Annotated in this window: 19 protein-coding genes; 8 read left to right on the forward strand and 11 right to left on the reverse strand. The window is 60.9% G+C overall.

The features are described 5' to 3' along the window. Positions 1-11: 11 nt before the first annotated feature. The 3 genes from ureG (at position 12) to QWI20_RS01415 (ending at position 2,660) form a co-directional block, all read left to right on the forward strand. Positions 12-626, forward strand: a complete 615-nt coding sequence (gene ureG / locus QWI20_RS01405) for an urease accessory protein UreG (protein ID WP_369303834.1) — start codon at positions 12-14, stop codon at positions 624-626. 49 nt (positions 627-675) lie between these two features. Then, positions 676-1,248: a HupE/UreJ family protein gene (locus QWI20_RS01410; RefSeq protein WP_369303836.1), complete on the forward strand. Its 573-nt coding sequence runs from the start codon at positions 676-678 to the stop codon at positions 1,246-1,248. A 275-nt stretch (positions 1,249-1,523) separates the two neighbouring features. Then, complete coding sequence (locus QWI20_RS01415; protein ID WP_369303837.1) at positions 1,524-2,660, forward strand: AGE family epimerase/isomerase; 1,137 nt, start codon at positions 1,524-1,526, stop codon at positions 2,658-2,660. Positions 2,661-2,997: 337 nt separating this feature from the next. Here QWI20_RS01415 and QWI20_RS01420 read toward each other — a convergent pair whose 3' ends face one another. The 8 genes from QWI20_RS01420 to QWI20_RS01455 all read right to left on the reverse strand — a co-directional run bounded on the left by QWI20_RS01420 (position 2,998) and on the right by QWI20_RS01455 (position 12,977). Then, on the reverse strand, positions 2,998-3,768 hold the full coding sequence (locus tag QWI20_RS01420) for an SDR family oxidoreductase (protein WP_065987776.1): 771 nt from the start codon (positions 3,766-3,768) through the stop codon (positions 2,998-3,000). Between the two features lie 770 nt (positions 3,769-4,538). Further along, a complete protein-coding gene (locus QWI20_RS01425; RefSeq protein WP_065987777.1) occupies positions 4,539-5,255 on the reverse strand; it encodes an ABC transporter ATP-binding protein in 717 nt (238 codons plus the stop codon). Further along, positions 5,252-6,127: an ABC transporter ATP-binding protein gene (locus QWI20_RS01430; RefSeq protein ID WP_192171073.1), complete on the reverse strand. Its 876-nt coding sequence runs from the start codon at positions 6,125-6,127 to the stop codon at positions 5,252-5,254. Before QWI20_RS01430 ends, QWI20_RS01425 begins: the two co-directional genes overlap by 4 nt. Beyond that, the gene (gene livM / locus QWI20_RS01435; RefSeq protein WP_369303838.1) at positions 6,127-7,422 is read right to left on the reverse strand and encodes a high-affinity branched-chain amino acid ABC transporter permease LivM; all 1,296 of its coding nucleotides are present in this window, start codon (positions 7,420-7,422) and stop codon (positions 6,127-6,129) included. The genes QWI20_RS01430 and livM overlap by 1 nt, the downstream gene beginning before the upstream one ends. Positions 7,423-7,424: 2 nt before the next feature. Continuing rightward, positions 7,425-8,339 (reverse strand): branched-chain amino acid ABC transporter permease, encoded by a 915-nt coding sequence (locus tag QWI20_RS01440; protein ID WP_037015668.1) that lies wholly within the window; start codon positions 8,337-8,339, stop codon positions 7,425-7,427. Between the two features lie 182 nt (positions 8,340-8,521). After that, complete coding sequence (locus QWI20_RS01445) at positions 8,522-9,658, reverse strand: ABC transporter substrate-binding protein (RefSeq protein ID WP_192135310.1); 1,137 nt, start codon at positions 9,656-9,658, stop codon at positions 8,522-8,524. Positions 9,659-10,014: 356 nt separating this feature from the next. Further along, positions 10,015-11,298, reverse strand: coding sequence for an NAD(P)/FAD-dependent oxidoreductase (locus QWI20_RS01450; RefSeq protein WP_369303839.1), 1,284 nt, complete (start codon positions 11,296-11,298; stop codon positions 10,015-10,017). A gap of 188 nt (positions 11,299-11,486) precedes the next feature. After that, positions 11,487-12,977 carry an aldehyde dehydrogenase family protein gene (locus QWI20_RS01455; protein ID WP_369303840.1) on the reverse strand — a complete coding sequence of 497 codons (1,491 nt, stop codon included), beginning with the start codon at positions 12,975-12,977 and terminating at the stop codon, positions 11,487-11,489. A 156-nt stretch (positions 12,978-13,133) separates the two neighbouring features. Here QWI20_RS01455 and QWI20_RS01460 point away from each other — a divergent pair, with 156 nt between their 5' ends. The 4 genes from QWI20_RS01460 (at position 13,134) to QWI20_RS01475 (ending at position 17,747) form a co-directional block, all read left to right on the forward strand. Beyond that, complete coding sequence (locus QWI20_RS01460; protein ID WP_369303841.1) at positions 13,134-14,039, forward strand: LysR family transcriptional regulator; 906 nt, start codon at positions 13,134-13,136, stop codon at positions 14,037-14,039. 440 nt (positions 14,040-14,479) lie between these two features. Next, complete coding sequence (gene pncB, locus QWI20_RS01465) at positions 14,480-15,679, forward strand: nicotinate phosphoribosyltransferase (protein WP_192171079.1); 1,200 nt, start codon at positions 14,480-14,482, stop codon at positions 15,677-15,679. A gap of 60 nt (positions 15,680-15,739) precedes the next feature. Then, positions 15,740-16,567 carry an ammonia-dependent NAD(+) synthetase gene (nadE, locus tag QWI20_RS01470; RefSeq protein ID WP_369303842.1) on the forward strand — a complete coding sequence of 276 codons (828 nt, stop codon included), beginning with the start codon at positions 15,740-15,742 and terminating at the stop codon, positions 16,565-16,567. Between the two features lie 151 nt (positions 16,568-16,718). Next, the gene (locus tag QWI20_RS01475) at positions 16,719-17,747 is read left to right on the forward strand and encodes a DUF1338 domain-containing protein (RefSeq protein WP_369303843.1); all 1,029 of its coding nucleotides are present in this window, start codon (positions 16,719-16,721) and stop codon (positions 17,745-17,747) included. On the opposite strand, the gene azu is transcribed toward QWI20_RS01475, so the two are convergent. After that, on the reverse strand, positions 17,748-18,194 hold the full coding sequence (gene azu, locus QWI20_RS01480) for an azurin (RefSeq protein WP_369303844.1): 447 nt from the start codon (positions 18,192-18,194) through the stop codon (positions 17,748-17,750). It lies immediately after the preceding gene. Between the two features lie 425 nt (positions 18,195-18,619). Between azu and QWI20_RS01485 the strand changes: the two genes are divergently transcribed. Then, positions 18,620-18,850 carry a hypothetical protein gene (locus tag QWI20_RS01485; RefSeq protein ID WP_192171083.1) on the forward strand — a complete coding sequence of 77 codons (231 nt, stop codon included), beginning with the start codon at positions 18,620-18,622 and terminating at the stop codon, positions 18,848-18,850. Between the two features lie 147 nt (positions 18,851-18,997). Here QWI20_RS01485 and QWI20_RS01490 read toward each other — a convergent pair whose 3' ends face one another. Beyond that, the gene (locus QWI20_RS01490; protein ID WP_369303845.1) at positions 18,998-19,894 is read right to left on the reverse strand and encodes a transglutaminase N-terminal domain-containing protein; all 897 of its coding nucleotides are present in this window, start codon (positions 19,892-19,894) and stop codon (positions 18,998-19,000) included. Continuing rightward, on the reverse strand, positions 19,894-22,395 hold the full coding sequence (locus tag QWI20_RS01495; protein ID WP_369303846.1) for a circularly permuted type 2 ATP-grasp protein: 2,502 nt from the start codon (positions 22,393-22,395) through the stop codon (positions 19,894-19,896). The genes QWI20_RS01490 and QWI20_RS01495 overlap by 1 nt, the downstream gene beginning before the upstream one ends.

Consider the following 22,395-nt stretch of genomic DNA (forward strand, 5'->3'; position numbering starts at 1 on the left):
GGAGAGAACGAATGAACAGCCAACCTTTGCGCGTCGGCATCGGCGGTCCGGTCGGTTCAGGCAAGACCGCGCTGACGCTCGCGTTGTGCCTGGCCCTGCGCGATCGCTACAACCTGGCGGTGGTCACCAATGATATCTACACCCGTGAAGACGCTGACTTTCTGGTGCGCAATGAAGCACTGGCACCCGAGCGCATCATCGGCGTGGAAACCGGCGGCTGCCCGCACACGGCGATCCGCGAAGACGCTTCGATCAATCTGGAAGCCGTCGACCAACTCAATCGGCGCTTCGAGGGGCTGGACCTGATCATCGTCGAGTCGGGGGGCGACAACCTGTCTGCGACCTTCAGCCCGGAGCTGTCGGACCTGACCATTTATGTGATCGACGTGTCGGCGGGCGACAAGCTGCCGCGCAAGGGTGGCCCCGGCATCTGCAAATCCGATCTGCTGGTGATCAACAAGATCGACCTCGCGCCGCTGGTGGGTGCCTCGCTGGAGATGATGGACCGTGACACGAAGAAGATGCGCGGCGACAAGCCGTTCGTGTTCAGCAACCAGAAAACCGGTCACGGGCTGGAGCATATCGTCGCGTTCATCGAGCGCCAAGGCCTGCTGACTGCTGCCTGATTTCGTCCACCCAAATGGCTCATACCCAAGTGAAGCAAGGAATTCATTGATGAACGGCAAAAAACTATTTGGCGCGTTGGCGCTGCTCCTCGCTCCGGCGCTGGCATTCGCTCACCCCGGCCACGATGAAAGCGGTCTTGTGGCCGGCATCAGCCATCCATTGGGCGGTATCGATCACCTGCTGGCGATGATTGCTGTCGGGCTCTGGGCTGCACAGCAAAAAGGCGCCGCGCGTTGGGCGCTGCCGTGCACGTTTGTCGGCACCATGCTGATCGGCGGCTTGCTCGGGTTTGAAGGGCTGGCGCTGCCTGCACTGGAAAGCGGGATTGCGGCCTCGGTGTTTGCGTTGGGCCTCGCGGTGGCGCTGGCGGTGCGTCCGCCACTGTTCGTGGCCGTGGCGGCGACGGCGCTGTTTGCGATGTTCCACGGCGTGGCCCATGGTCTGGAGCTGCCGGAGATGTCGAGCCCGTGGGGCTACGCACTCGGCTTTGTCGGCGCGACCGCTGCGTTGCATGCGGCGGGTTATGCCGTCGTGCGCTTCCTGCCATCGGCGGCGGCACCGGTTGTCCGGGTTGCTGGCGCGTTGTCGGCGGCGACCGGCGTCTGGTTGTTTGCGGGCTGAATGACGCTGCGATAAAACCAGACCGCAGTATATGTCTACCGACAGGTCAATTGTGGGAGCGAGCTTGCTCGCGAAGAGGTCCGAACATCCGCTCAATCTTCAGCGGTTGAAATACCGTCTTCGCGAGCAAGCTCACTCCTACAGGGATCGCGTTTTGCGTTGAACGGCAGGCATTTCCGATAGGGCTTGGCGGGGATCAATCGATCCCCGCTGCCCCGCCCGCCTCACCTCCTGCTACCATGTCGCGCAATTTGCCACTGCCGTGACGCCATCCAATGCCTGACGCTTCCCTCCCCACCGCCAAGTCTGAACTGTCCGCCCTGTTCACTGAGCTGCATCAGCACTTCATGCGCGTGGTCGTGCCGTTGTGGCAGGGCCCGGGGTGGAATGCCGAGATGGCGCTGCCGTTTGAGGCGGTCGACGCCCGGCATCGGCCTCTGCTGCCGCAGCGCTACCGGGCCATGGCCTGTGCGCGTCAGCTGTTTCTGTTTTCAAGCCTGATCGATCACCCCGACGTGCCCGACGCCGCTACCCGCGCAGCCGCGCTGTTTCGCTCGTTGCAGCAGCATTTTCACGATGCCGAGCATGGCGGCTGGTTCTACAGCATTGATCCACAGGGCGCGCCGCTGGATCGCCGCAAGGACCTCTACACCCACGCCTTCATCGTCTTCGCCTGCGCCCATTACTGGGGCAAAGTCCGTGAGCCGCTGGTGGAGTCGGTGCTCAATGCCGCCCTGAACGTGGTCGCCGAACGCTTCGCCGATGGCGACGGCTTGTACGAGTCCGTGCTGGCGGAGGATTGGGCTTCGCTGAACGCCGGCCCGCTGCAGAACCCGCTGATGCATCTGGCCGAAGCCTTCCTCGGCACGCTGGCCGTACGCGACGACGCTGACACGCAGGCGGCGCTGGATGCCTTGGTGGAAGCGATGCAGCGACGCTTTGTCGATGTCGAGCACGGTGTGATGCTGGAGAAACCGCTGGACGCTGCGGATAACTGGTCCGAGCCGGGTCACCAGTTCGAATGGTTCTACTTGCTGGCGTCTTCCGCGCGGCTGCGGGGCACGCCGCTGTATCGTTCGCTGGAGACCGCGTTTGCCCACGCCGAAGCACAGGGCGTCGATCAAACCACTGGAGCGGTCGCGGCGATGCTGGGCGTAGACGGTTCCGTGAAAGACGGCACGCAGCGCATCTGGGCCCAGGCTGAATACCTGCGCGCGTTGACGTTACGGCCTGAGAGCGAGCGATTACTGGCGCGCCAGTTAAAAGCGCTGCAAGCGCAGTTCCTGCACCCCACCGGCTGGAACGAGTGCCTCGACAGCCGTGGGCAGATCAGCCGCAGCGACATGCCGTCAACGACGCCGTACCACCTGGCGACGTGCTACATCGGGCTGGCCGAGTATTTCAACGCCTGAATCGAGCCCCAATGATCATCTCCACACAAAGCCTTGGGATGATCAACTGTGGGAGCGAGCTTGCTCGCGAATGGGCAGGTACATCCGCTAAATATTCAGCGGTTGAAATGCCGTCTTCGTGAGCAAGCTCACTCCCACAATTTGACAGCGTTCGGCACCTGATTCTGCGCCTTACTCAACCCCGTGGGAGCGAGCTTGCTCGCGAATGGGCAGGTACATCCGCTAAAGATTCAGCGATTGAAATGCCGTCTTCGTGAGCAAGCTCACTCCCACATGGACGGCGCTGCTTTCTAAAACGCGCCGCGTGCCGGGCGACGCTAATTGCCTAAAACCCTACTTACTTCTCACCACGACTGCGATCAATCGCAAACCCGGCCCAGGTCTGGCTCACAGGCATCAGCTCCAGGCTGTTGACGTTCACGTGGGCCGGCGTGTTCATGATCCAGAAGATAGTGTCGGCGATGTCTTGGGGCTGGATCGGCTCGGCGCCTGCATAGGTGGCGTCGTACTTGGCCTGATCGCCACCGAAGCGCACCAGCGAGAACTCGCTTTCACACAACCCCGGCTCAAGGTTGGTCACGCGTACACCGGTGCCGACCAGGTCGTTGCGCAGGTTCAGCGAAAACTGTCCGACGAACGCCTTGGTGCCTCCATACACGTTACCGCCCGGGTACGGATAATTCCCCGCCACCGAACCAAGGTTGACGATGCTGGCGCCGCGGCCGTAGGCGATCAGACGCGAAAGCAGCGTGCGCGTCGTGTAAACCAGCCCTTTGATGTTGGTGTCGATCATGGTGTCCCAGTCATCCAGATCGCACTTGGGTGCAGGATCGATCCCCAGCGCCAAGCCAGCGTTGTTGATCAGGCCACGGATCTTCGCGAATTCAGCCGGCAGGCTTTCCACAGCGCGCTCCACGCCTGCGCGATCGCGCACGTCCAGCGTCAGCGTGTGCACTTTGGTCTGTTTCGACAATTCAGCGCTCAGCGCCTGCAAGCGGTCTTCACGGCGACCGGTCAGCACCAGCGACCAGCCCGCCTCGGCAAAACGACGGGCGCAGGCTTCGCCAAACCCGGAAGTGGCCCCGGTAATGAATACGGTAGAGGTCATTTCTTTCTCCTGACTAACGATGCGGGCTTATCAAGCCAAGCGGGAATGTCACGCAAGCTGCGTTGCGTGTAGGAAGGTTCTGGAGAATGCCCGCGCAGACAGGGCGGGATCAAGCACCATCAGCAACATCGTCATACAACTGCTTTGCTGTATAAAAAACAACCAAACGCTCCAAGGCCTTATGCCATCTGGCCTGCAGACACTTTTGCCCACCTTATCCACAGTCAGGCAACCATTTTCTGGGGGCAACTCGAAACGCCGAGAGTCCCAGCATACGGGGCGTGTGGGTAACTCGAACGATGTTTTTACTTGACCGGCCATGGACCATCTGCCGTCCAATTCCCCCAGGACTTGGGTGCTCGGACAGGAATGATGCATCGAGGCCATAGATTGCGCTATCTGCGGCGGTCTTTCCAACGGTTGCGCACAGACTTATCCACAGGCGGGCGCTGCATAAAGACTGTATAAAAAACCAGCCAGAACAACGTTGACAAACCCCCGCAAAATACCGGCCGAAACGACTGATCATAAATTGATCAGAAGGCTGAAAGCCACGTAAACAAAGGCCTGCAGCCAGCTGCTGACAACTTATACACAGTCACCTCCACAGTAAAACTGAACAAGTCAAAAGCGTGACAAAACAGCGATTTGCAGCGGCTATATGTCGCGTTTTCGCAACTGCCCAAAATTGTTTTCCACAATTCGGATCCCGCATAAAAAAGCCCCGGAAGTTATCCACCCGGGGCTTGTTTTAACAGCAGGACCAGGGATCAATGACCGCCGAGATAGGCGTTCCTGACCTCCTCGTTGGTGAGCAATTCCTTACCCGTGCCGGTCAGACGAATCTCGCCGTTAACCATCACGTAAGCGCGGTCCGACAGCTTCAGCGCATGGTTGGCGTTCTGCTCGACCAGGAAGATGGTCATGCCGGTCTGCGCCAGCTCACGCAGCGTCGCGAAGATCTGCTTAACGATAATCGGCGCCAGACCCAGGCTCGGTTCGTCCAGCAACAGCAGCTTGGGACGGCTCATCAACGCGCGCGCGATGGCGAGCATTTGCTGCTCGCCGCCGGACATGGTCATTGCCCGCTGGTTACGACGCTCCTTGAGCCGCGGAAACATCTCGAACATGCGCTGCATGTCTTCGCTGGCGTGTTTGTCGCCGATGGGGATGGTGCCCATCATCAGGTTCTCTTCCACCGACATGTCCGGGAACACGCGGCGGCCTTCCGGCGACTGGGCGATGCCGTTGGACGCGATGTAGTGGGACGACTTGTGGGTAATGTCGGTGCCCTGATAGATGATCTGGCCGCTGGCCGCCCGTGGCTGGCCGAAGATCGACATCAGCAGCGTGGATTTGCCCGCGCCGTTGGAGCCGATCAGGCTCACCGTCTCGCCCTCATCAATGTGCATCGAGACTTTCTTCAGGGCCTGGATCGGCCCGTAATACACGTCGATCTCTTTAAGTTCGAGGATCGGCTTACTCATACCAACTCCTCTTCATCAGCGCCCAGATATGCGGCGATCACTTTCGGATCGTTGCGGATCTGTTCCGGTTTGCCCTTGGCGATCACGTTGCCGTGGTCGAGCACGACGATGTCGTCGGAAATACCCATGACCATGCCCATGTCGTGCTCGATCAGCACGATGGTCATGTCGTGATCGTCGCGCAAGTGGCGAATCATGCCGCTCAGCGCCTCGGTTTCCTGAGGGTTCAGGCCTGCTGCCGGTTCGTCCAGGCAGATGACCTGCGGACGCGTGCACATCGCCCGCGCGATCTCAAGACGGCGTTGCTGACCGTAGGAAAGCTCACCGGCCAGACGGTTGGCGCAGTCCACCAGATCCACCACTTCGAGCCAGTAGAACGCTGTGTTCATGGCATCGTCTTCGGCCTTGCGATAGGCCTTGGTGTTGAGGATGCCGGCGAGCATGTTGCGATTGACCCACATGTGCTGTGCGACCAGCAGGTTCTCGACGACGGACATTTCCTTGAACAGGCGAATGTTCTGGAAAGTTCGCGCAAGCCCTGCACGGTTTACCAGGTGCGTGCCGCCAAACATCTTGTAGTACAGCCGGCTGCCGAAGCGCTTGGGCGACGCGAAGTCGGCAGCACGAAATTGCTCGCCCAGCAGTTGAATGACGTTGGTTTTCTTGCCCCGCGCATTGAGCTCGATGCGCCCGCCGGTGGCTTTGTAAAAACCGGTCAGGCAGTTGAACACCGTGGTCTTGCCGGCGCCGTTCGGGCCGATCAGGGCGAAGATCGAGTTGCGCCGCACTTGCAGGCTGACGTCGCTGAGGGCCTTGATGCCGCCGAAGTGCATCATCAGGTTTTCGACGGACAGAACGATTTCGTCGCTCATCACGCACCCTCCACTTTGGCCAGCACGCCTTTGCGTGGCTGTACGCCGGTACGGCTGATGCGGATCAGGCCACGCGGACGCCAGATCATCATCAGCACCATGAGGATGCCGAACAACAAGACGCGATATTCCGCGAAGCTGCGCAAGAGTTCCGGTGCGACGGTCAGCACGAAGGCCGCGATGACCACGCCGACGGTCGAGCCCATGCCGCCGAGCACGACGATAGCGAGAATCAGCGCCGACTCGAAGAAGGTGAACGAGGTCGGGTTGACGAAGCCTTGATAACTGGCGAAGAACACCCCCGCCAGACCGGCCGTCGACGCGCCGATGGTGAAGGCCGACAGCTTGACCAGCACGTGATTCAGGCCCATGGAGCGGCAGGCGATCTCGTCTTCACGCAGCGCTTCCCACGCGCGGCCGACCGGCATGCGGGTCAGGCGGTGCTTGACGTACAGCACCGCCAGCACCACCAGGAACAGCACGGTGTAGATGAAGATGAATTTCAGGTCCGGGTTGTATTCGAAGCCGAAATACTCGTGGATCGGGATGCCGCCGTCTTTGGCGCGACGTCCGAATTCCAGGCCGAAGAAAGTCGGCGAAGGCACTGCCACGCCGTTGGGTCCGCCAGTAAACGACAGCCAGTTATTGAGCACCAGACGAATGATCTCGCCGAAGCCCAGGGTCACGATCGCCAGGTAATCCCCGTGCATGCGCAGCACCGGAAAGCCGAGGATGCAACCGGCAAGTGCCGCTGCAATCGCTGCCAGCGGCAACGCCGACCAGAACCCCAGGCCCAGATACTGATAACCCAGCGCCAGGCCGTACGCGCCAATCGCATAGAAGGCCACGTAACCCAGATCGAGCAGACCGGCGAGGCCGACCACGATATTAAGGCCCAAGCCCAGGAGGACGTAGATCAGGCCGAGGATCACCACGGTCAGCACGTACTTGTCAGCGAAGATCGGGAAGATCACTGCGATCAGGATCATCAGCGGAATGATAAAGCGCAGGCGCGTCTTGTAACCCGGCGGCAGCACGTGCACGCCGGAACCCGAACTTTCGAAACTCTGCGCGATGGCCACGCCCTTCGGCGTCTGCAGGAACAGGCTCATGAAGAAACGACCGACAACGACAACGCCGACGAGCACGGCGACGCGGCCCGGTTGCAGGTTGAAGCCATAGCCGTCCAGCACGATGCCGACAATCGGGCCGAACACGATCAGCGCCAGCAGCCCGGCGATCACCGCGTCGATCAGGCTTTGTTTGATATCAATGGGTTTAGTAGGTGCAGACATGGTTATACCTTCGCCACAAGTGGGCGACCCAGCAGGCCTTGGGGACGGAAGATCAGAATCACTACCAGCAGGCCGAAACTGAACACATCTTTGTAGTCGGAGTTGATCAGGCCGGAGAACTGCGACTCGGCAACCCCCAGGATCAGGCCGCCGAGCATGGCGCCCGGCAACGAACCGATTCCGCCGAGTACCGCTGCGGTAAACGCCTTGATGCCGATGACGAAGCCGGCGAAGAAGTCGAAGGTGCCGTAGTTCATGGTGATCAGCACGCCGGCCAATGCCGCCATGGCCGCACCAATGACAAACACGTAGGAAATCACCCGGTCAGTGTTGATGCCCAGGATCGAGGCCATCTTGCGATCCTGCTGCGTGGCGCGGCACATCCGGCCCAGCTTGGTGTACTTGATGATGTAGGTCAGTACGCCCATGCCGACGAATGCGGCGATCAGGATGAAGATTTTGGTGTAGGTGATCTGTACGAAACCGCTGCCGACATCGAAGCGCATGGCGCCTTCGAGCAGGGTCGGAACGCCTTGCTGGCGTGGGCCCTGAGCGATCTGCGCGTAGTTCTGCAGAATGAGGGAGATGCCGATCGCGCTGATCAGTGGCGCCAGACGGGTCGAGTTACGCAGCGGTTTGTACGCCACTCGCTCGATGACGAAACCGTACACACCGGTCACCACAATGGTGAAGATCAGTGTGCCGAGAATCAGAAAGGGGAATGACTCAACGCCGAAGAACGACAGCACAGCGAGGCCGATGGCTGCGAGGTAGGCGGAGATCATGTAAACGTCGCCGTGGGCGAAGTTGATCATGCCGATGATGCCGTAGACCATCGTGTAACCGATGGCGATCAGGCCATAGACCGAGCCCAGTGTCAGGCCGTTGACCATTTGCTGCAGGAAAATACCGTCCATCACGCACGCTCACGAACTTGAAAGGCCGACCTGGCGCGCGCGACCATTCCCTCGTGAGGAATAGAGCGGCGCACAGTGGCAACAGAAGAAATCCGGCGCCGCCGTCAGACAGCGCCGATTACCGGATCAGACTGCTTCCCGGCTCACCCCCGGGAAACAACCGATCCGACTAAGCGCTTAACTCACTTCTGCTTTTCGAGCTGGTGGTATTTGCCGTCCTTGTCCCACTGGTAAACCACGTAGTCAGAGACTTTCAGGTCGCCCTTGGTGTCCCAGGCTTTCTCGCCCATAACGGTTTTGACAGGGTGGGCTTTCAGGAACTTGGCAGCGTCTTCGCCTTTGTTCGACTTGGCGCCGTTGAAGCCAGCGGCCAGGGCCTGAACCGAAGCGTAAGCGTAGAGGGTGTAGCCTTCAGGCTCGTAGCCGGATTTGCGGAACTGCTCAACCACAGCCTTGCTGTCTGGCAGCATGCGCGGGTCGGCGCCGAAGGTCATGTACACGCCGTCGACGTATTGCGCGCCGCCAGCGGTGGTGACCAGTTCGTCGGTCACGACGCCGTCGTCAGACATGAATTTCACGTCTTTCAGGCCTTGTTCACGCAACTGGCGAACCAGTGGACCGGCTTCCGGGTGCAGGCCGCCGAAGTAAACGACGTCAGCCCCAACGGAACGGATCTTGGTGACCAGGGCGCTGAAGTCTTTCTCGCCACGGGTCAGACCTTCTTCCAGTACAGGCTTCACGCCACGCTTGGTCAACTGCTTAGCGGTGGCGTCTGCCAGGCCTTTGCCGTAGGTGTCTTTGTCGTTGATGACGGCGATTTTCTTGCCCTTGAGCACGTCAACGATGTAGTCGCCGGCAACGACGCCTTGCTGATCGTCACGGCCGCACATACGGAACATGGCGCTCAGGCCGCGCTCGGTGACGGTCGGGTTGGTGGAGCCAGGGGTGATCGCGATGATGCCGGCTTCGTCATAGACTTCCGACGCCGGGATGGTCGAGGAGGAGCAGAAGTGACCGACAACGCCGGCAACTTTGTCAGACGCGGCCTTGTTGGCAACGGCAACGGCCTGTTTCGGTTCGCACGCATCGTCGTAGGCGGTCAGGACGATTTTATCGCCGTTGACGCCGCCCGCAGCGTTGATGGCATCGGCAGCTGCTTGAGCGCCCTTCATGTATTGCTCGCCGAACGAGGCATTGGCGCCGGTCATCGGGCCAGCAACGCCGATCTTGATGTCAGCTGCCTGCGCAAATGAAGCCGCACCCATGGCTGTAGCCACGGCGAGTGCGAGAAAGCCTTTTCTGTAGAACGTCTGCGACATGAGTTGGTGCTCCTGGGTTTTTTAATTAGCACTGCGACCACAGCGCTGCTGCGAGCAAGTGGCGTGCCATCGGTTTTTTATTCTTGAGAAACTCGTCGTTTTGTCGCTATCCGACTGATTTCTGCCCTTTTTCACGGGGCGTGCAACCGTCTAAACCGCACAAGGTGCAACCTTGCGACTTTAAAAGAGCAACCGCAGGGAAGCAGGCGCGCAACCGCGCCGCCCTTACCTGTACAACCCTGTTGTTACAGCCTGCGTCACCGAACTGCACACCGTCGGTGCGGATCCGCTACGGGACGCACCATTTGAGGGTAGTGGATGCAGCAACAAGCGTTGTTTTGAAGAGAAAATTCTTTTCAGATCACGATTCTAAGGCACTGGCCCGCATGGTATAGCGAAAAGCCAGCCTCGTACAAAGAGCTGCGCAGTCCAACGGCCGCCAGCGGCTGCATCTGCGCAAAGGGGATGGGTAGAACACTGGCGTTGCCGCTGCACAGATAATCGGCGAAGGCTTTGCCAACCACCGTCCCTGTGGTGTTGCCGCGTCCGTTGTAACCGGTGACAGCGACCAGTCCTGGTGCAGGCTCGAACATTCGCAGCAAGTGATCGGGCGTAAACGCGATGCAGCCGGTCCATGTGGATTCCCACTCCACTGGTTTGAGGTACGGGAAATAATGCTGTTGCACGCGATCGGCCCACGCCTTCAAAAACCAGCCGGGCTTCTGATTGCCATTGCCCAGACTGCCCAGCAACAGCCGGCCATCCGCATCCCGACGAATACTGCTGAGCACCTGCCGCGTGTCCCAGGAACCCTGCCCGCCCGGCAAAATCTGCCGGGCAGCGTCTTCGGTCAGTGGCGCCGAGGCCACTTGATAGTAGTAACCGGGGAAGAAATTGCGTCGCAGCTCCGTCCACTCGCCCTCGGTGTAGGCGTTGGACGCGATGACGACTTGCTCGGCAAGCACCGCGCCGTTTTCGGTGATCACGCACCAGCGCGAGCCCTGGCGTTCAAGGCGCATGACCGGCGAGTGATCGAAACGCTGACCGCCCAATTGCGTGACGGCCGCCGCCAGCCCGCTGGTGTAGGCCATCGGGTTGATGGTGCCGGCGCGGTGATCGAGTAAGGCGGAGGTGATCTCGATGGTGCCGGTCGCTTCCTGACAAGCCTTGCCGGTGAGCAATTCCACAGGCGCGCCGCGACGTTTCCATTGTTCTTCCCGGCTGCGCAGGTCCAGCTCACCCTTGGCGTTGTGGGCCATGTGCAGCGTGCCTTTACGCGTCGCCTGACACTCGATGCCGTATTTTTCGATCAGGCTGAACACCAGCGACGGTGCATTGCCGAGCATGGTGTTGAGCTGGCTGCCGACTTTTTCGCCGAAGCCGGCTTCAATTTCGTCAGGCGGAATCCACAGGCCGGCGTTGACCAGTCCTACGTTCCGGCCGGACCCGCCCTGCCCGGTGCGATGGGCTTCGACGAGCGCGACCGTCTTGCCCTGTTCAAGCAGATGAATGGCCGCCGACAAACCCGTGATGCCTGCGCCGATGACGCACACATCGACAGTGACTTCCCCGCTCAACGCGGGCGCTTCCGGTCTTTGCGGCGTCAGCGTTTCCCACAGACATTCTTCGCGTAGCGGCATCGCAAACCCTCGGAAAGAGACAGCCAGACCTGATCGTTCCCACACTGTTGATCGTTCCCACGCTCCGCGTGGTAATGCAGCTAGCGACGCTCCGCGTCACTAATAACGGGCGCCGAGCGCCTATCGACGGCGTGCCCACGCAGAGCGTGGGTACGATCATCTGTCAGAACGCGCTCGACCTGATGGCATCAATCAAACGTAATCCCCTGCGCCAGCGGCAGTTCACGGGAGTAGTTCACCGTGGCAGTCTGGCGACGCATGTAGCCTTTCCACGAATCCGAGCCGGATTCGCGGCCGCCGCCGGTTTCTTTCTCGCCACCAAACGCGCCACCAATCTCTGCACCACTCGGGCCAATGTTGACGTTGGCAATGCCGCAATCGCTGCCCAGCGCCGAAATGAATTGCTCGGCCTCGCGCACGTCAGTGGTGAAGATGCAGGACGACAAACCTTGGGGCACGTCGTTATTCAGACGCACCGCCTCGCTGAATTCCTCGTAGCCCACGACGTACAGAATCGGCGCGAAGGTTTCGCTGCGCACGACCTCGCTCTGCTCCGGCATTTCGACGATGGCCGGCGAAACGTAGTAAGCGTTGGGAAATGTATCTTCCAACTGGCGCTTGCCGCCAAATACCTTGCCGCCTTCGCTCAAGGCCTGTTCCAGCGCCTCCTGCATGTTTTCGTAGCTTTGCTTGTCGATCAGCGGACCGACCAGATTGCCTTCCAGCGGATGCCCGATGCGTACTTTGGCGTACGCCGCTTTCAGGCGCTCGACGAACTCCGCCTTCACCGACGAGTGCGCGATCAAACGGCGCAGGGTGGTGCAACGCTGGCCCGCTGTGCCGACAGCGCTGAACAGCACGGCACGCACGGCCAGGTCCAGATCAGCACTCGGGGTCAGAATCATCGCGTTGTTGCCGCCCAACTCCAGAATGCTGCGGGCGAAACGTGCGGCGAGTTTCGGCGCTACTTCGCGGCCCATGCGCGTGCTGCCGGTAGCGCTGATCAACGCGACGCGAGCGTCATCGACCAGCGCTTCACCGGCTTCGCGGCCGCCAACGATGCACTGGGTGAGGTACTGAGGCGCGTCGGAAAACTCAGCGGCGACTTTATCGAACAGTGCCTGGCAGGCCAGCGCGGTCAGCGGGGTCTTTTCCGACGGTTTCCAGATCACCGAGTTACCGCAGACCAGCGCCAGTGCGGTGTTCCACGACCAGACCGCAACGGGGAAGTTGAACGCGCTGATGACGCCGACGACGCCCAGCGGATGCCAGGTTTCACGCATGTGGTGGCCCGGGCGCTCGGAAGCGATGGTCAGGCCGTACATCTGACGCGACAGGCCGACGGCGAAGTCGCAGATGTCGATCATTTCCTGCACTTCACCCAGCCCTTCCTGAGTGATCTTGCCGGCCTCCCACGACACCAGCTCGCCCAGGTCGGCCTTGTGCTTGCGCAGCGCTTCGCCAAACAGGCGGATCAGCTCGCCACGCCGGGGCGCAGGCACTTTGCGCCACGCTTCGAAGGCGTGGTCGGCGCGGGTGATGCGCTGCTCGACTTCAGCGGCGCTTTCCCAGCTCACCGACGCTACCCGGCTGCCATCGATCGGCGTGTGAACAGGCTTGTCGCCCTGTTGGTAAAGCGCGGCATCGACACCGAGTCGGGTAAGCAGATCGTTGAGCATGGTTTCTCCTGAGACTGATCGTAAGCGCGAAAGCGGAATGCCAAATGTTGGTTATTTCGTCAGCCTCTAGTAATAGCTGGCGGGCGACACTGCAACAAACGACGATTAAGCGAGATATCATTCCGTTTTTTCATGCTGACGCTGAACGAGCCGAATATGCTGAGCAAACGCCATCTCCCGTCGGTCACCGCGCTGCAATGTTTTGAAGCGGTGACCCGCCACCTGAGTTTTACCCGCGCGGCCGAGGAGCTGAACCTCACTCAGAGCGCGGTCAGCAAGCAGGTCGCCCAGCTGGAAGAATTGTTGCAGCACCTGTTGTTCCGAAGGGTTCGTCGCCGTCTGCAACTGACGCCAGCCGGTGCGCTGTACCTGGGCGAAGTGCGCAAAGTGCTCACGCAGATGGAAATGTCGACGCACTTCCTGCGCTCCTACGGCGGTGAGACCGAAGTCCTGCGGGTGTCGACGCCCTCAACCTTCGGTGCCCGCTGGCTGGTGCCGCGGCTCAAGGGCTGGCGCATGCGTCATCCGCACATTCATCTGGATCTGGTCAACGAACAGGAAAGCGATGACCTGGCGCAGAGCCGCTGCGACCTGTCGTTCTATTTCGGCGGTGGCGCCCGGCCCGGTGCCGAAAGCGTGAGGCTGTTCAGCGAAGAGCTGATCCCGGTCTGCGCACCCGGCAGCCTGCCCGACGCCCCATTCACCGATCCTACGCAGTTGACCGGTCTGGTTCTGCTGCAAAACGCGCATCGTCCCCAGGCCTGGCATGACTGGTTCGAGAGTCAGGGCTACCAGACCGAGCACAGCTACCACGGCCCGCGTTTCGAAACGATCTACATGTGCATTCGCGCGGCGCAAGTGGGATGCGGCGTCGCGCTGCTGCCCCGGTTTCTGGTCGAAGAAGAACTGGCTGACGGCAAGCTGATCATCCCATGGCCCCACGCCCTGCCCAGTCAGGATGCCTATTACCTCGCCTACCCGGAGCACGCGGCCGAAGTGCCGAAGATTCGCGTGTTTGTGGAATGGATGCTCGAACAGCTCAACGAGCCAACACCGCAGTGAGTTAGGGAGTCCCCGCCTGCCGCATTGGATGCACGCGGTGTTCGTAGGAGCGGCTTCAGCCGGGAAGAGGCCGGTTTGCGCACCATCAAATCTGCGGTGGGATCACCGACGCCTTCCCGGCTAAAGCCGGTCCCACAAATTGGCGTTCCAGCCAGTCCCATTGGGTGCACGCGATGCTTTTAGTGGGACCGGCTTCAGCCGGGAAGAGGCCCTTTTGCATACGGTCACATCTGCGGCGTGACCACCGACGCCTTCCCGGCTAAAGCCGGTCCCACAATCGCTGAAACATTTCTGCCCCTCTTCCACGACGACTGGCATTATGTCGGCCATCGTCAATAACAAACCGGACGTACCGCCACAGCGCTACCGCAAGGTTGTATGCGACACCCAATTGAATCCCGGGCCGCACCTTGGCGGCCACTGCTGGCTGGAGCGACACAATGAGTGAGAGCGCTTTCGCGGACCGCATCGTGCAGAACCTGCTCGATACCGACCTCTATAAGCTGAGCATGATGCAGGCCGTGCTGCACAACTACCCCAACGTCGAAGTCGAGTGGGAGTTTCGCTGCCGCAACGGTGAAGACCTCAGGCCGTATCTGGCCGAAATCCGCCATCAGATCGAGCAGCTCTGCGAACTGTCGCTGAGCATCGAGGAGACCGGTTTCCTCGAACGCATCAACTTCATGAAGCCCGACTTCCTGCGTTTCCTCGGGCTGTTCCGCTTCAACCTGCGCTACGTCCAGACCACCATCGAAAACGACGAACTGTGCATCCGCCTGTCTGGCCCATGGCTGCACGTGATCCTCTTCGAAGTGCCCGTCCTGGCCATCGTCAGCGAAGTCCGCAACCGCCACCGCAACCCGGAAACCTTGCTCAGCCAGGCCCGCGATCAGCTGTACCGCAAATTCGACTGGCTGACCGCCACCGCCACCGCCGATGAACTGGCGGAATTGAAGGTGGCCGACTTCGGCACGCGCCGGCGCTTCTCCTACGCGGTACAGGAAGACGTTGTTTCGGTGTTGAAAAAGGATTTCCCTGGCCAGTTCGTCGGCACCAGCAACGTGCACCTGGCGCGCAAATTCGACCTCAAACCCCTCGGCACCATGGCTCACGAATGGATCATGGCCCATCAGCAACTCGGCCCGCGCCTGATCGACAGCCAGATTGCCGCGCTCGACTGCTGGGTGCGCGAGTACCGCGGCCTGCTGGGTATTGCGCTGACCGACTGCATCACCACCGATGCCTTCCTCGGTGATTTCGACCTGTTCTTTGCCAAGCTCTTCGACGGCCTGCGCCATGACTCGGGCGATCCTGTGCAGTGGGCCGAAAAATGCATCCGGCATTATCAGAAGCTGGGCATCGAGCCGATGAGCAAGACGCTGGTGTTCTCCGATGGGTTGAACCTGCCCAAGGCGCTGGAAATATTCCGCGCGCTGCGGGGCCGCATCAACGTCAGTTTCGGGATCGGCACCAACCTGACCGCCGACATTCCGGGGATCAAGCCGATGAGCATCGTGCTGAAAATGACCGCCTGCGCCGGCCAGCCCGTGGCAAAGATTTCCGACGAGCCCGGCAAAACCCAGTGCAAGGACCCGGAGTTCGTGTCCTACCTGCGCCACGTATTCAAGGTGCCAGCCTGAGTCGAGCACCGACCGCCGCCCCTTTTCCATGCCATTCCTTTTTTGCTCAAGGAGTCAATCATGCAAGACGAACAGCGCGAGATCGCCCGGCAGCTCAACGTCCAGCCGCCTTTCGCCAACGACGAAGCGCTGCAGGCGGAAGTCAGCCGCCGCGTGCAATTCATCAAGGACTGCCTGCATAACGCCCGCCTGAAAGTGCTTGTATTGGGCATCAGTGGCGGCGTGGATTCGCTGACAGCGGGTTTGATGGCCCAACGCGCCATCCGCGAGCTGCGTGAGAGCACCGGCGACAATGCCTACACCTTCATCGCCGTGCGCCTGCCGTACCACATCCAGCACGACGAACATGAAGCCACGGCATCGGTGAATTTCATCAACCCGGACGAGCGCCACACGGTGGACATCGCGCCCTCGGTGAAAGCGCTGGTTGATCAGATCAAAGCCTTCGAAGGCCAGGCCGCCAGTGCCGTGGATTTCGTCAAAGGCAATATCAAGGCCCGGACGCGGATGGTCGCGCAGTACGCCATTGCCGGTGTGAAAGGCGGTCTGGTCATCGGCACCGACCACGCCGCTGAAGCGGTCATGGGCTTCTACACCAAGTTCGGCGACGGCGCCTGCGACCTGGCGCCGTTGAGCGGTCTGGTGAAAAACCAGGTTCGCGCGATCGCCCGCAGCTTCGGCGCCCCGCACAACCTCGTCGAGAAAGTCCCTACCGCCGACCTCGAAGAGCTGGTGCCCGGCAAACCGGACGAAGCGGCCCACGGCATCAGTTACGCAGAGATCGACGCCTTCCTGCACGGCGAGCCGGTGAAGCCGGAAACCGCCGAGATCATTGTCAGCACCTACCGCAAGACCCAGCACAAACGGGATCTGCCATACGCGCCGTAAGGCTCGGTAATGAAGATGCCCGATGGGTTTGGATGAAAATCCATCGGGCAGCATTCAAAAACGGAATGAACCCGTTATTTCTTTTCGCTTGATGGCGCTCGCCATCACGGCTTACATAGCGCTCTGACTTCCCCGCCCAGAGCCGCTATCCATGACTGCTTTCCAAGGCCTCTTCTCCCTCGTTGCGTCCACCGTCGGCCAGCCCGCTGCGGCGTGGCTCGAACACCGCGTCGAGGTGCCCCAGGCGCTGGGCAGGTTTTCCTGGTCTGACGAAGCGGTCCATCGGGTCTGGCTCGCCGAAGCGTTGAACCTGTGCCTGTTCCACAAGCTGGTAGAGGCCGTGCCAGACGGGCGTCGCTATGTGGACGAGCAATCCGAGGGCGGCCGCAAAGTGGTGTTCGACCACGGTGCCATCCGCACCGTCGATTGGGCGGACAACGGCGAATTGCCGCGCGGGCGTCAGGCCTTCTCGCGCCTGCTGGAGCCGCTGGGTTTCACCGATGTGCGCACCTATCCGCTAACCAAACTGAACATGACCGGCTGGGGCTATCGCCAGATGGACCTGCCGGAAGACATCGCGCAGTTCTTCGTTTCCGAACTGCACCCCGGCCGGCTCAGTCAGTCGTTTCAAGAGGCGGTCAGCCGTGTCGTCGGTTCCAGCCGCGACCCGTTGAGCCCTGAAGACTTGAGCGTTCTGAGTCGCCTGCGCACGACCCGGCATTGCAGCCTCATGGAAGCCACTCAGCTGCTACCGGCGCTGTATCGCGGATTTGGCCGCCAACACGGCGTTGTTCGGGAAGATGACTATCGCCAACTGCTGAGCGAAAGCGCGGAAATGGCGTGGATCGCCACCGAGGGCAACAGCTTCAATCACCTGACCGATCGGGTGGTGGATCTGGAAGCGACGGTCGCTGAACAGCATCGGCGCGAGCGGCCGATGAAGGACAGCATCGAGGTGTCAGGTTCGGGAAGGGTCATGCAGACCGCGTACAAGGCCTGCACCGTAAGCCGAGGGCTGTTGAATGCCGAGGGTTTCGTGGTGGCACACGAGGTGCCGGGCTCATTCGTGGAGTTCATTCAGCGCAAGATCGACCCTGACAACGGCAAGATCGATCTCAACTTCGATAGCAGCAACGCCCAGGGCATCTTCAAGATGACCGACTCGAAGCAGGCCCAGTGATCACTTCAGCGTGACAGTGCCTTTCATCATGCCGATGTGACCCGGGAACGAGCAGAAGAAGCCGTATGCCTGAGCCGGATCCAGCCTGGAGACGTCGAACGTGACTGAATCCGACTCGCCTCCGCCGATGACTTTGGTGTGGGCAATAACGCGCGCGTCACCGTCCTTCAGATAATCCTTGTCAATGCCGACGCTCATGCCGTCAGTGGCGATCTGCGACATGTCATCGAATTTGCTGATGACCAGGTTGTGGCCCATGACCGCCTTCGGCAGGCTGCCCGTATGTTTCAGGTTGACGGTGAACTGCTTGCAGCTCTTGTCGATTTCGATGGCCTTGGTGGTGAACGTCATCTGGTCGGTGGAATCGACTTCGACCGAGCAGTCGGCCGCCAGCAGGTGCCCACTGGCCAAAGTCAGAACGGATGCAGCGACAAGCTTGCGAATCATTATGCGTCTCCTGGTGGGGTAATCTCTGATTTTGTATACAAAGACTGCCCTAAATTAGAACAATGTATCAACCGCTATTACTGAGCACCTCTGAGCGGCCTCTATCAGGGCCATCGAGACAATCAAACAGTCAGCGCTACGATGGCTGCATAAGATCGCCCTGTCACCCATCTTCAGGACGATCCCATGCAACTCTCCAGCATTTTTCGCAGCCTGCTCGCCGCTTACGCCTGTGGCGCATCCGGTAGTTACGACCGCGCCAGCCAGGCCTACGGCGTCTATCAGCGCGCGGTTTCCAGCGGCTGAGACCTGTAATGGCGGGCGACTGACCGGGATTGATGATTGGGTGAGGAAAAATACCCCGCCGGTTTTGCACCATTCTCAGGCAGAATGTGCTGACTTATCGTCTGCCTCGAGGACTGCCCATGGCCAAACCCAACTATTCCTTCGCCAAACGCCAACGTGATCTGGCAAAAGAGCAAAAGAAAGAGGAAAAAGCACAGCGCAAGCAGGCCGAGAAGGCTGAAGCAGAGGCTGGAGAAGGTGCAGTCGTAGACGGCGAAAATGCCGAAGGCGCCACCGAAGCTGAGCACTCTACCGATGCTGAAGGCTCCACCGAAGTAAAAGGCTCCGCCGAAGAAAAGCCTGCTGAGTGATCATCTGATTCAGCGCAATGGGATGGATGAACGCGAAAACCTGTAGGAGTGAGCTTGCTCACGATGGGATTTTCGCCATGATCCATCCATTGACTGACACCCAGAGATCGCAAGCGCGCTAATAGCCCCGTCGATACCAACGCCCGCCTATCCCGCAATCGGCATCACCGTCACCCGCACTTCCGGATCGTGGCTCCCGCCCCCCAGAATCACCCCCCGCAATGGCGACACGTCAGAAAAATCCCTCCCCCACGCCAGACTGATGTGCTCAAGCGCAGGCTGAACGTTGTTGGTCGGATCGAAATCCACCCACCCCAACACCGGACAAAACACCGACACCCACGCGTGGGACGCATCGGCGCCAATCAGCCGTGGCTGCCCGGGCGGCGGTTGTGTGAGCAGATAGCCGCTGACATACCGCGCCGCCAGCCCGCGCGAACGCACGCAGGCCAGCATCAAATGAGCGAAGTCCTGACAGACGCCACGGCGGGTTTCCAGCACTTCCACCAGCGGCGTGGCCACCTGAGTCGCCTCGCCATCGAACGTGAACTCTTCGAATATCTTCTCCATCAGCGCCTGCGCGCACAGCAGCATCGGCCGCCCGGCGGGAAAGCAACTGGCGGAGAACTCGACAAACGTCTGCTTCAAATGCACGTAAGGCGATTCGAACCGATAGCGGCAGGCATCAAGGATGTCCGGCGCCATCCTGGACGCGCTGTACGTCAGCCGACGCTGCGCCTCGTCCCATGGAGCGGACCCATTGAAATCCAGCCGCGGCCGTTCCAGTACTTCAATGCGCAGGCGCGCGTTGACCTGCAGCTCATCGTGGGGACGTTCGAATGCCAGGCGCGTCAGCGGATTGCCGAACACGTCCAGCTCATCACGGCGGGTGGTCGGGGTCGGGCTGATGACCAGATGCTGCTCAAGGCAGCGCTGCCAGGGACTGCGCCGTGGCCACAGATGGGCGAGCTGCTGGGCCAGGGAAACCGGGCTGTCGTATTTGTAATGCGTGTCGTGAAGGATCTGATACTGGGCGCTGTTCATCAGACCGACACCGTGCGCTGACTGACGTCGTCGACATGGGCGAAATGACGCAGCGCGAGCCGGTCCGAAACGTGGCCGCTGGTCTCGCCGATGGTTTGCAGCAAATCCGCCAACCCATCCAGCGCCGCCTTGACGCTGCTCTCGCCGAACAACCCTTCCTCCAGGCAGCCCAGATCAAAGACCGACAGCCGCTGGATCAGCGCCGCGAGGCTGTTGTCCTGGGGCACGCCGAAATCCTCGTTCATGCGCTTCACCGAGCGGGCCACCAGCTTGAGCTGAAACAACACCGCGTGGGGGTTCTGATCGTCCAACACCAGCAAATCGAGCACCGGGATCAACTGCGGCAGGGCCAGATAGCGCGAGCGGTAGGTGATCCCGCTGTTGCCCAGTTCAAGCAGCCCGTCTAGAGCATCTTGGTGAAACACTGCCTCGCTGCGCAGGAAGGCCGCCAGTGTCGTGCACAGAAACTGCAAGCGTTCGATGCGCCGCCCGATCATCAGGAATCGCCAGCCCTCGTCGCGGGTCATGTCGTCAAGGGCGAAACCGGACAGCGCCGCCAGCGACATCACCAGTCGGTTGAGAAAATCCAGCAGCTCGCCGAAATCAGGGGTCTCGGCTTCCAGGCTCATGGCTTCACGCTGCAATTCCACCAGCGCCTGCCAGTTCTCGCGGGACAACTTGCCGCGCACCTGGGACGCCGCCCATTGCAGGCGCTGCAAATTGGAGCGCAGGCTGAACGGCCAGTCATCACCCAACAGCGCTTCAAGCAAACGCTCATGCAGTTCGCTCGGCTCTTCTTCGTCCTGGAGCGGCAGCAGATGAAGTCGCTCAGCCAGCTCGACCGCTGCTTGCAAAGCGACTGGATCATCGCCGTCGACATAACGCGTGAGCATTATCCGCAGCAGGCGCGCGCTGTTGTCGCAGCGCTCGCAATAACGGCCGAACCAGAACAGGTTTTCCACGACCCGAGACGGCAGATACGGGTCGCGACGAATCAGGTCATGCACGCCCAGCGAATGGCGATTCTTCCACGGTTCGCTACCCAGCGGGCGCTCACCGAGGATCCAGGTGTCCTTGCTCGCCCCGCCGCGCTGCATCGACACCACGTCAGCGTCGGCATCAGCGGCCACGCGGGTCAATCCGCCCGGCAGGACGCGATAGCCATCGGCCGTTGCCACCGCGTACACGCGCATGCCAATGGCGCGGGGCTGCAGCTGACTGTCCTCGCCCTGCCAGACTGGCGCGTGGGACAACTGCGCCAATTCCTGCGCGACGTAGGCATAAGGCCGGGCTTGCATACGCGCGGCCAGGGCCTGGCGGTCATCGTCTCTGAGATCGCGGCCGAACACCGGGGCGAAACTCTGGGACGGGAACGCAGGCTTGATGAGCAGCTCCGGCATCTTCTCCAAGGCCTGGGCCAGCACCGGCGGTTCGCCACACCACCACGTGGCGATCGACGGCAGCAGCAGCTCTTCGCCAAACAGGTGCTCGTTGATCTTCGGGAGAAACCCGAGCAGCCCCGGTGATTCCAGCACGCCGCTGCCCAGGGCATTGGCGACCAGCACGCGGCCCTGTCGCACCGCTTGCAGCAGGCCCGGCACGCCCAGCGCGGAATCCGTGCGCAGTTCAAGTGGATCGCAAAAATCGTCGTCCAGACGGCGCATGATCGCGTGAACACGACGCAACCCGCTGAGGGTTTTCAGGTACACCGTCGCGTCGCGCACGGTCAGGTCGCTGCCTTCCACCAGTGGATAACCCAACTGACCGGCCAGATAAAGATGCTCGAAATAGCTCTCGTTGAAACGCCCAGGTGTCAGCAGTACCACCAGCGGGGCTTCGTGGCTGGTAGGTGCCTGGCGCGCGAGGGTTTCCTGCAGCGACCGGAAGAAATTCGAGAGGTGCTGGACTTGCAGATCCCGGTACAACTCGGGAAACGCCCGCGACACGATCAGCCGGTTTTCCAGCGCGTAACCGGCACCCGACGGTGCCTGAGTCCGGTCGGCGGTGACCCACCAGCGACCGTCGGGCGTGCGCGCCAGGTCAACCGCGTACACATGCAGAAAAGTGCCTTCAGGCGGCTTTACGCCCTGGCATGGCCAGAGAAAGTTGTTGTGGCCGAACACCAGCTCCGCCGGCAGCAAACCTTCGGCGATCAGCTCCTGCGGGCCATAGAGATCAGCCAGCACGGCATTGAGCAAACGCGCGCGCTGGGCGATGCCGGCCGCCAGTGGCTGCCACTCTTCCATCGGAATCACGTGGGGCAGCATGTCCAGCTCCCAGGGCCGATCGGCACCCTTGGGGTCGGCGTAGACGTTATAGGTGACGCCGTTTTCCTGAATCTGCCGGGCGAGCAGCGCCTGACGCTGGATGAGCTGCGCAGGTGTGCTGCGCTGGAGATGCTCGTACAGCCGCTGCCAATGCGGCCGAACGGCGCCGCTGGCATCCAGCATCTCGTGGTAGGTACCCGGGGTGAGCGGATAGTGGTCAAGCAGGTCAGGCAT

The organism is Pseudomonas sp. W2-17, assembly GCF_041060445.1.
In the GTDB taxonomy this organism is placed as follows: Bacteria; Pseudomonadota; Gammaproteobacteria; order Pseudomonadales; family Pseudomonadaceae; genus Aquipseudomonas.

Coding starts and splice junctions, on each gene's coding strand:
- ureG (WP_369303834.1), top strand. CDS start 12: ATGAACAGCCAACCTTTGCGCGTCGGCATCGGCGGTCCGGTCGGTTCA.
- QWI20_RS01410 (WP_369303836.1), top strand. CDS start 676: ATGAACGGCAAAAAACTATTTGGCGCGTTGGCGCTGCTCCTCGCTCCG.
- QWI20_RS01415 (WP_369303837.1), top strand. CDS start 1,524: ATGCCTGACGCTTCCCTCCCCACCGCCAAGTCTGAACTGTCCGCCCTG.
- QWI20_RS01420 (WP_065987776.1), bottom strand. CDS start 3,768: ATGACCTCTACCGTATTCATTACCGGGGCCACTTCCGGGTTTGGCGAA.
- QWI20_RS01425 (WP_065987777.1), bottom strand. CDS start 5,255: ATGAGTAAGCCGATCCTCGAACTTAAAGAGATCGACGTGTATTACGGG.
- QWI20_RS01430 (WP_192171073.1), bottom strand. CDS start 6,127: ATGAGCGACGAAATCGTTCTGTCCGTCGAAAACCTGATGATGCACTTC.
- livM (WP_369303838.1), bottom strand. CDS start 7,422: ATGTCTGCACCTACTAAACCCATTGATATCAAACAAAGCCTGATCGAC.
- QWI20_RS01440 (WP_037015668.1), bottom strand. CDS start 8,339: ATGGACGGTATTTTCCTGCAGCAAATGGTCAACGGCCTGACACTGGGC.
- QWI20_RS01445 (WP_192135310.1), bottom strand. CDS start 9,658: ATGTCGCAGACGTTCTACAGAAAAGGCTTTCTCGCACTCGCCGTGGCT.
- QWI20_RS01450 (WP_369303839.1), bottom strand. CDS start 11,298: ATGCCGCTACGCGAAGAATGTCTGTGGGAAACGCTGACGCCGCAAAGA.
- QWI20_RS01455 (WP_369303840.1), bottom strand. CDS start 12,977: ATGCTCAACGATCTGCTTACCCGACTCGGTGTCGATGCCGCGCTTTAC.
- QWI20_RS01460 (WP_369303841.1), top strand. CDS start 13,134: ATGCTGAGCAAACGCCATCTCCCGTCGGTCACCGCGCTGCAATGTTTT.
- pncB (WP_192171079.1), top strand. CDS start 14,480: ATGAGTGAGAGCGCTTTCGCGGACCGCATCGTGCAGAACCTGCTCGAT.
- nadE (WP_369303842.1), top strand. CDS start 15,740: ATGCAAGACGAACAGCGCGAGATCGCCCGGCAGCTCAACGTCCAGCCG.
- QWI20_RS01475 (WP_369303843.1), top strand. CDS start 16,719: ATGACTGCTTTCCAAGGCCTCTTCTCCCTCGTTGCGTCCACCGTCGGC.
- azu (WP_369303844.1), bottom strand. CDS start 18,194: ATGATTCGCAAGCTTGTCGCTGCATCCGTTCTGACTTTGGCCAGTGGG.
- QWI20_RS01485 (WP_192171083.1), top strand. CDS start 18,620: ATGGCCAAACCCAACTATTCCTTCGCCAAACGCCAACGTGATCTGGCA.
- QWI20_RS01490 (WP_369303845.1), bottom strand. CDS start 19,894: ATGAACAGCGCCCAGTATCAGATCCTTCACGACACGCATTACAAATAC.
- QWI20_RS01495 (WP_369303846.1), bottom strand. CDS start 22,395: ATGCCTGACCTGCTTGACCACTATCCGCTCACCCCGGGTACCTACCAC.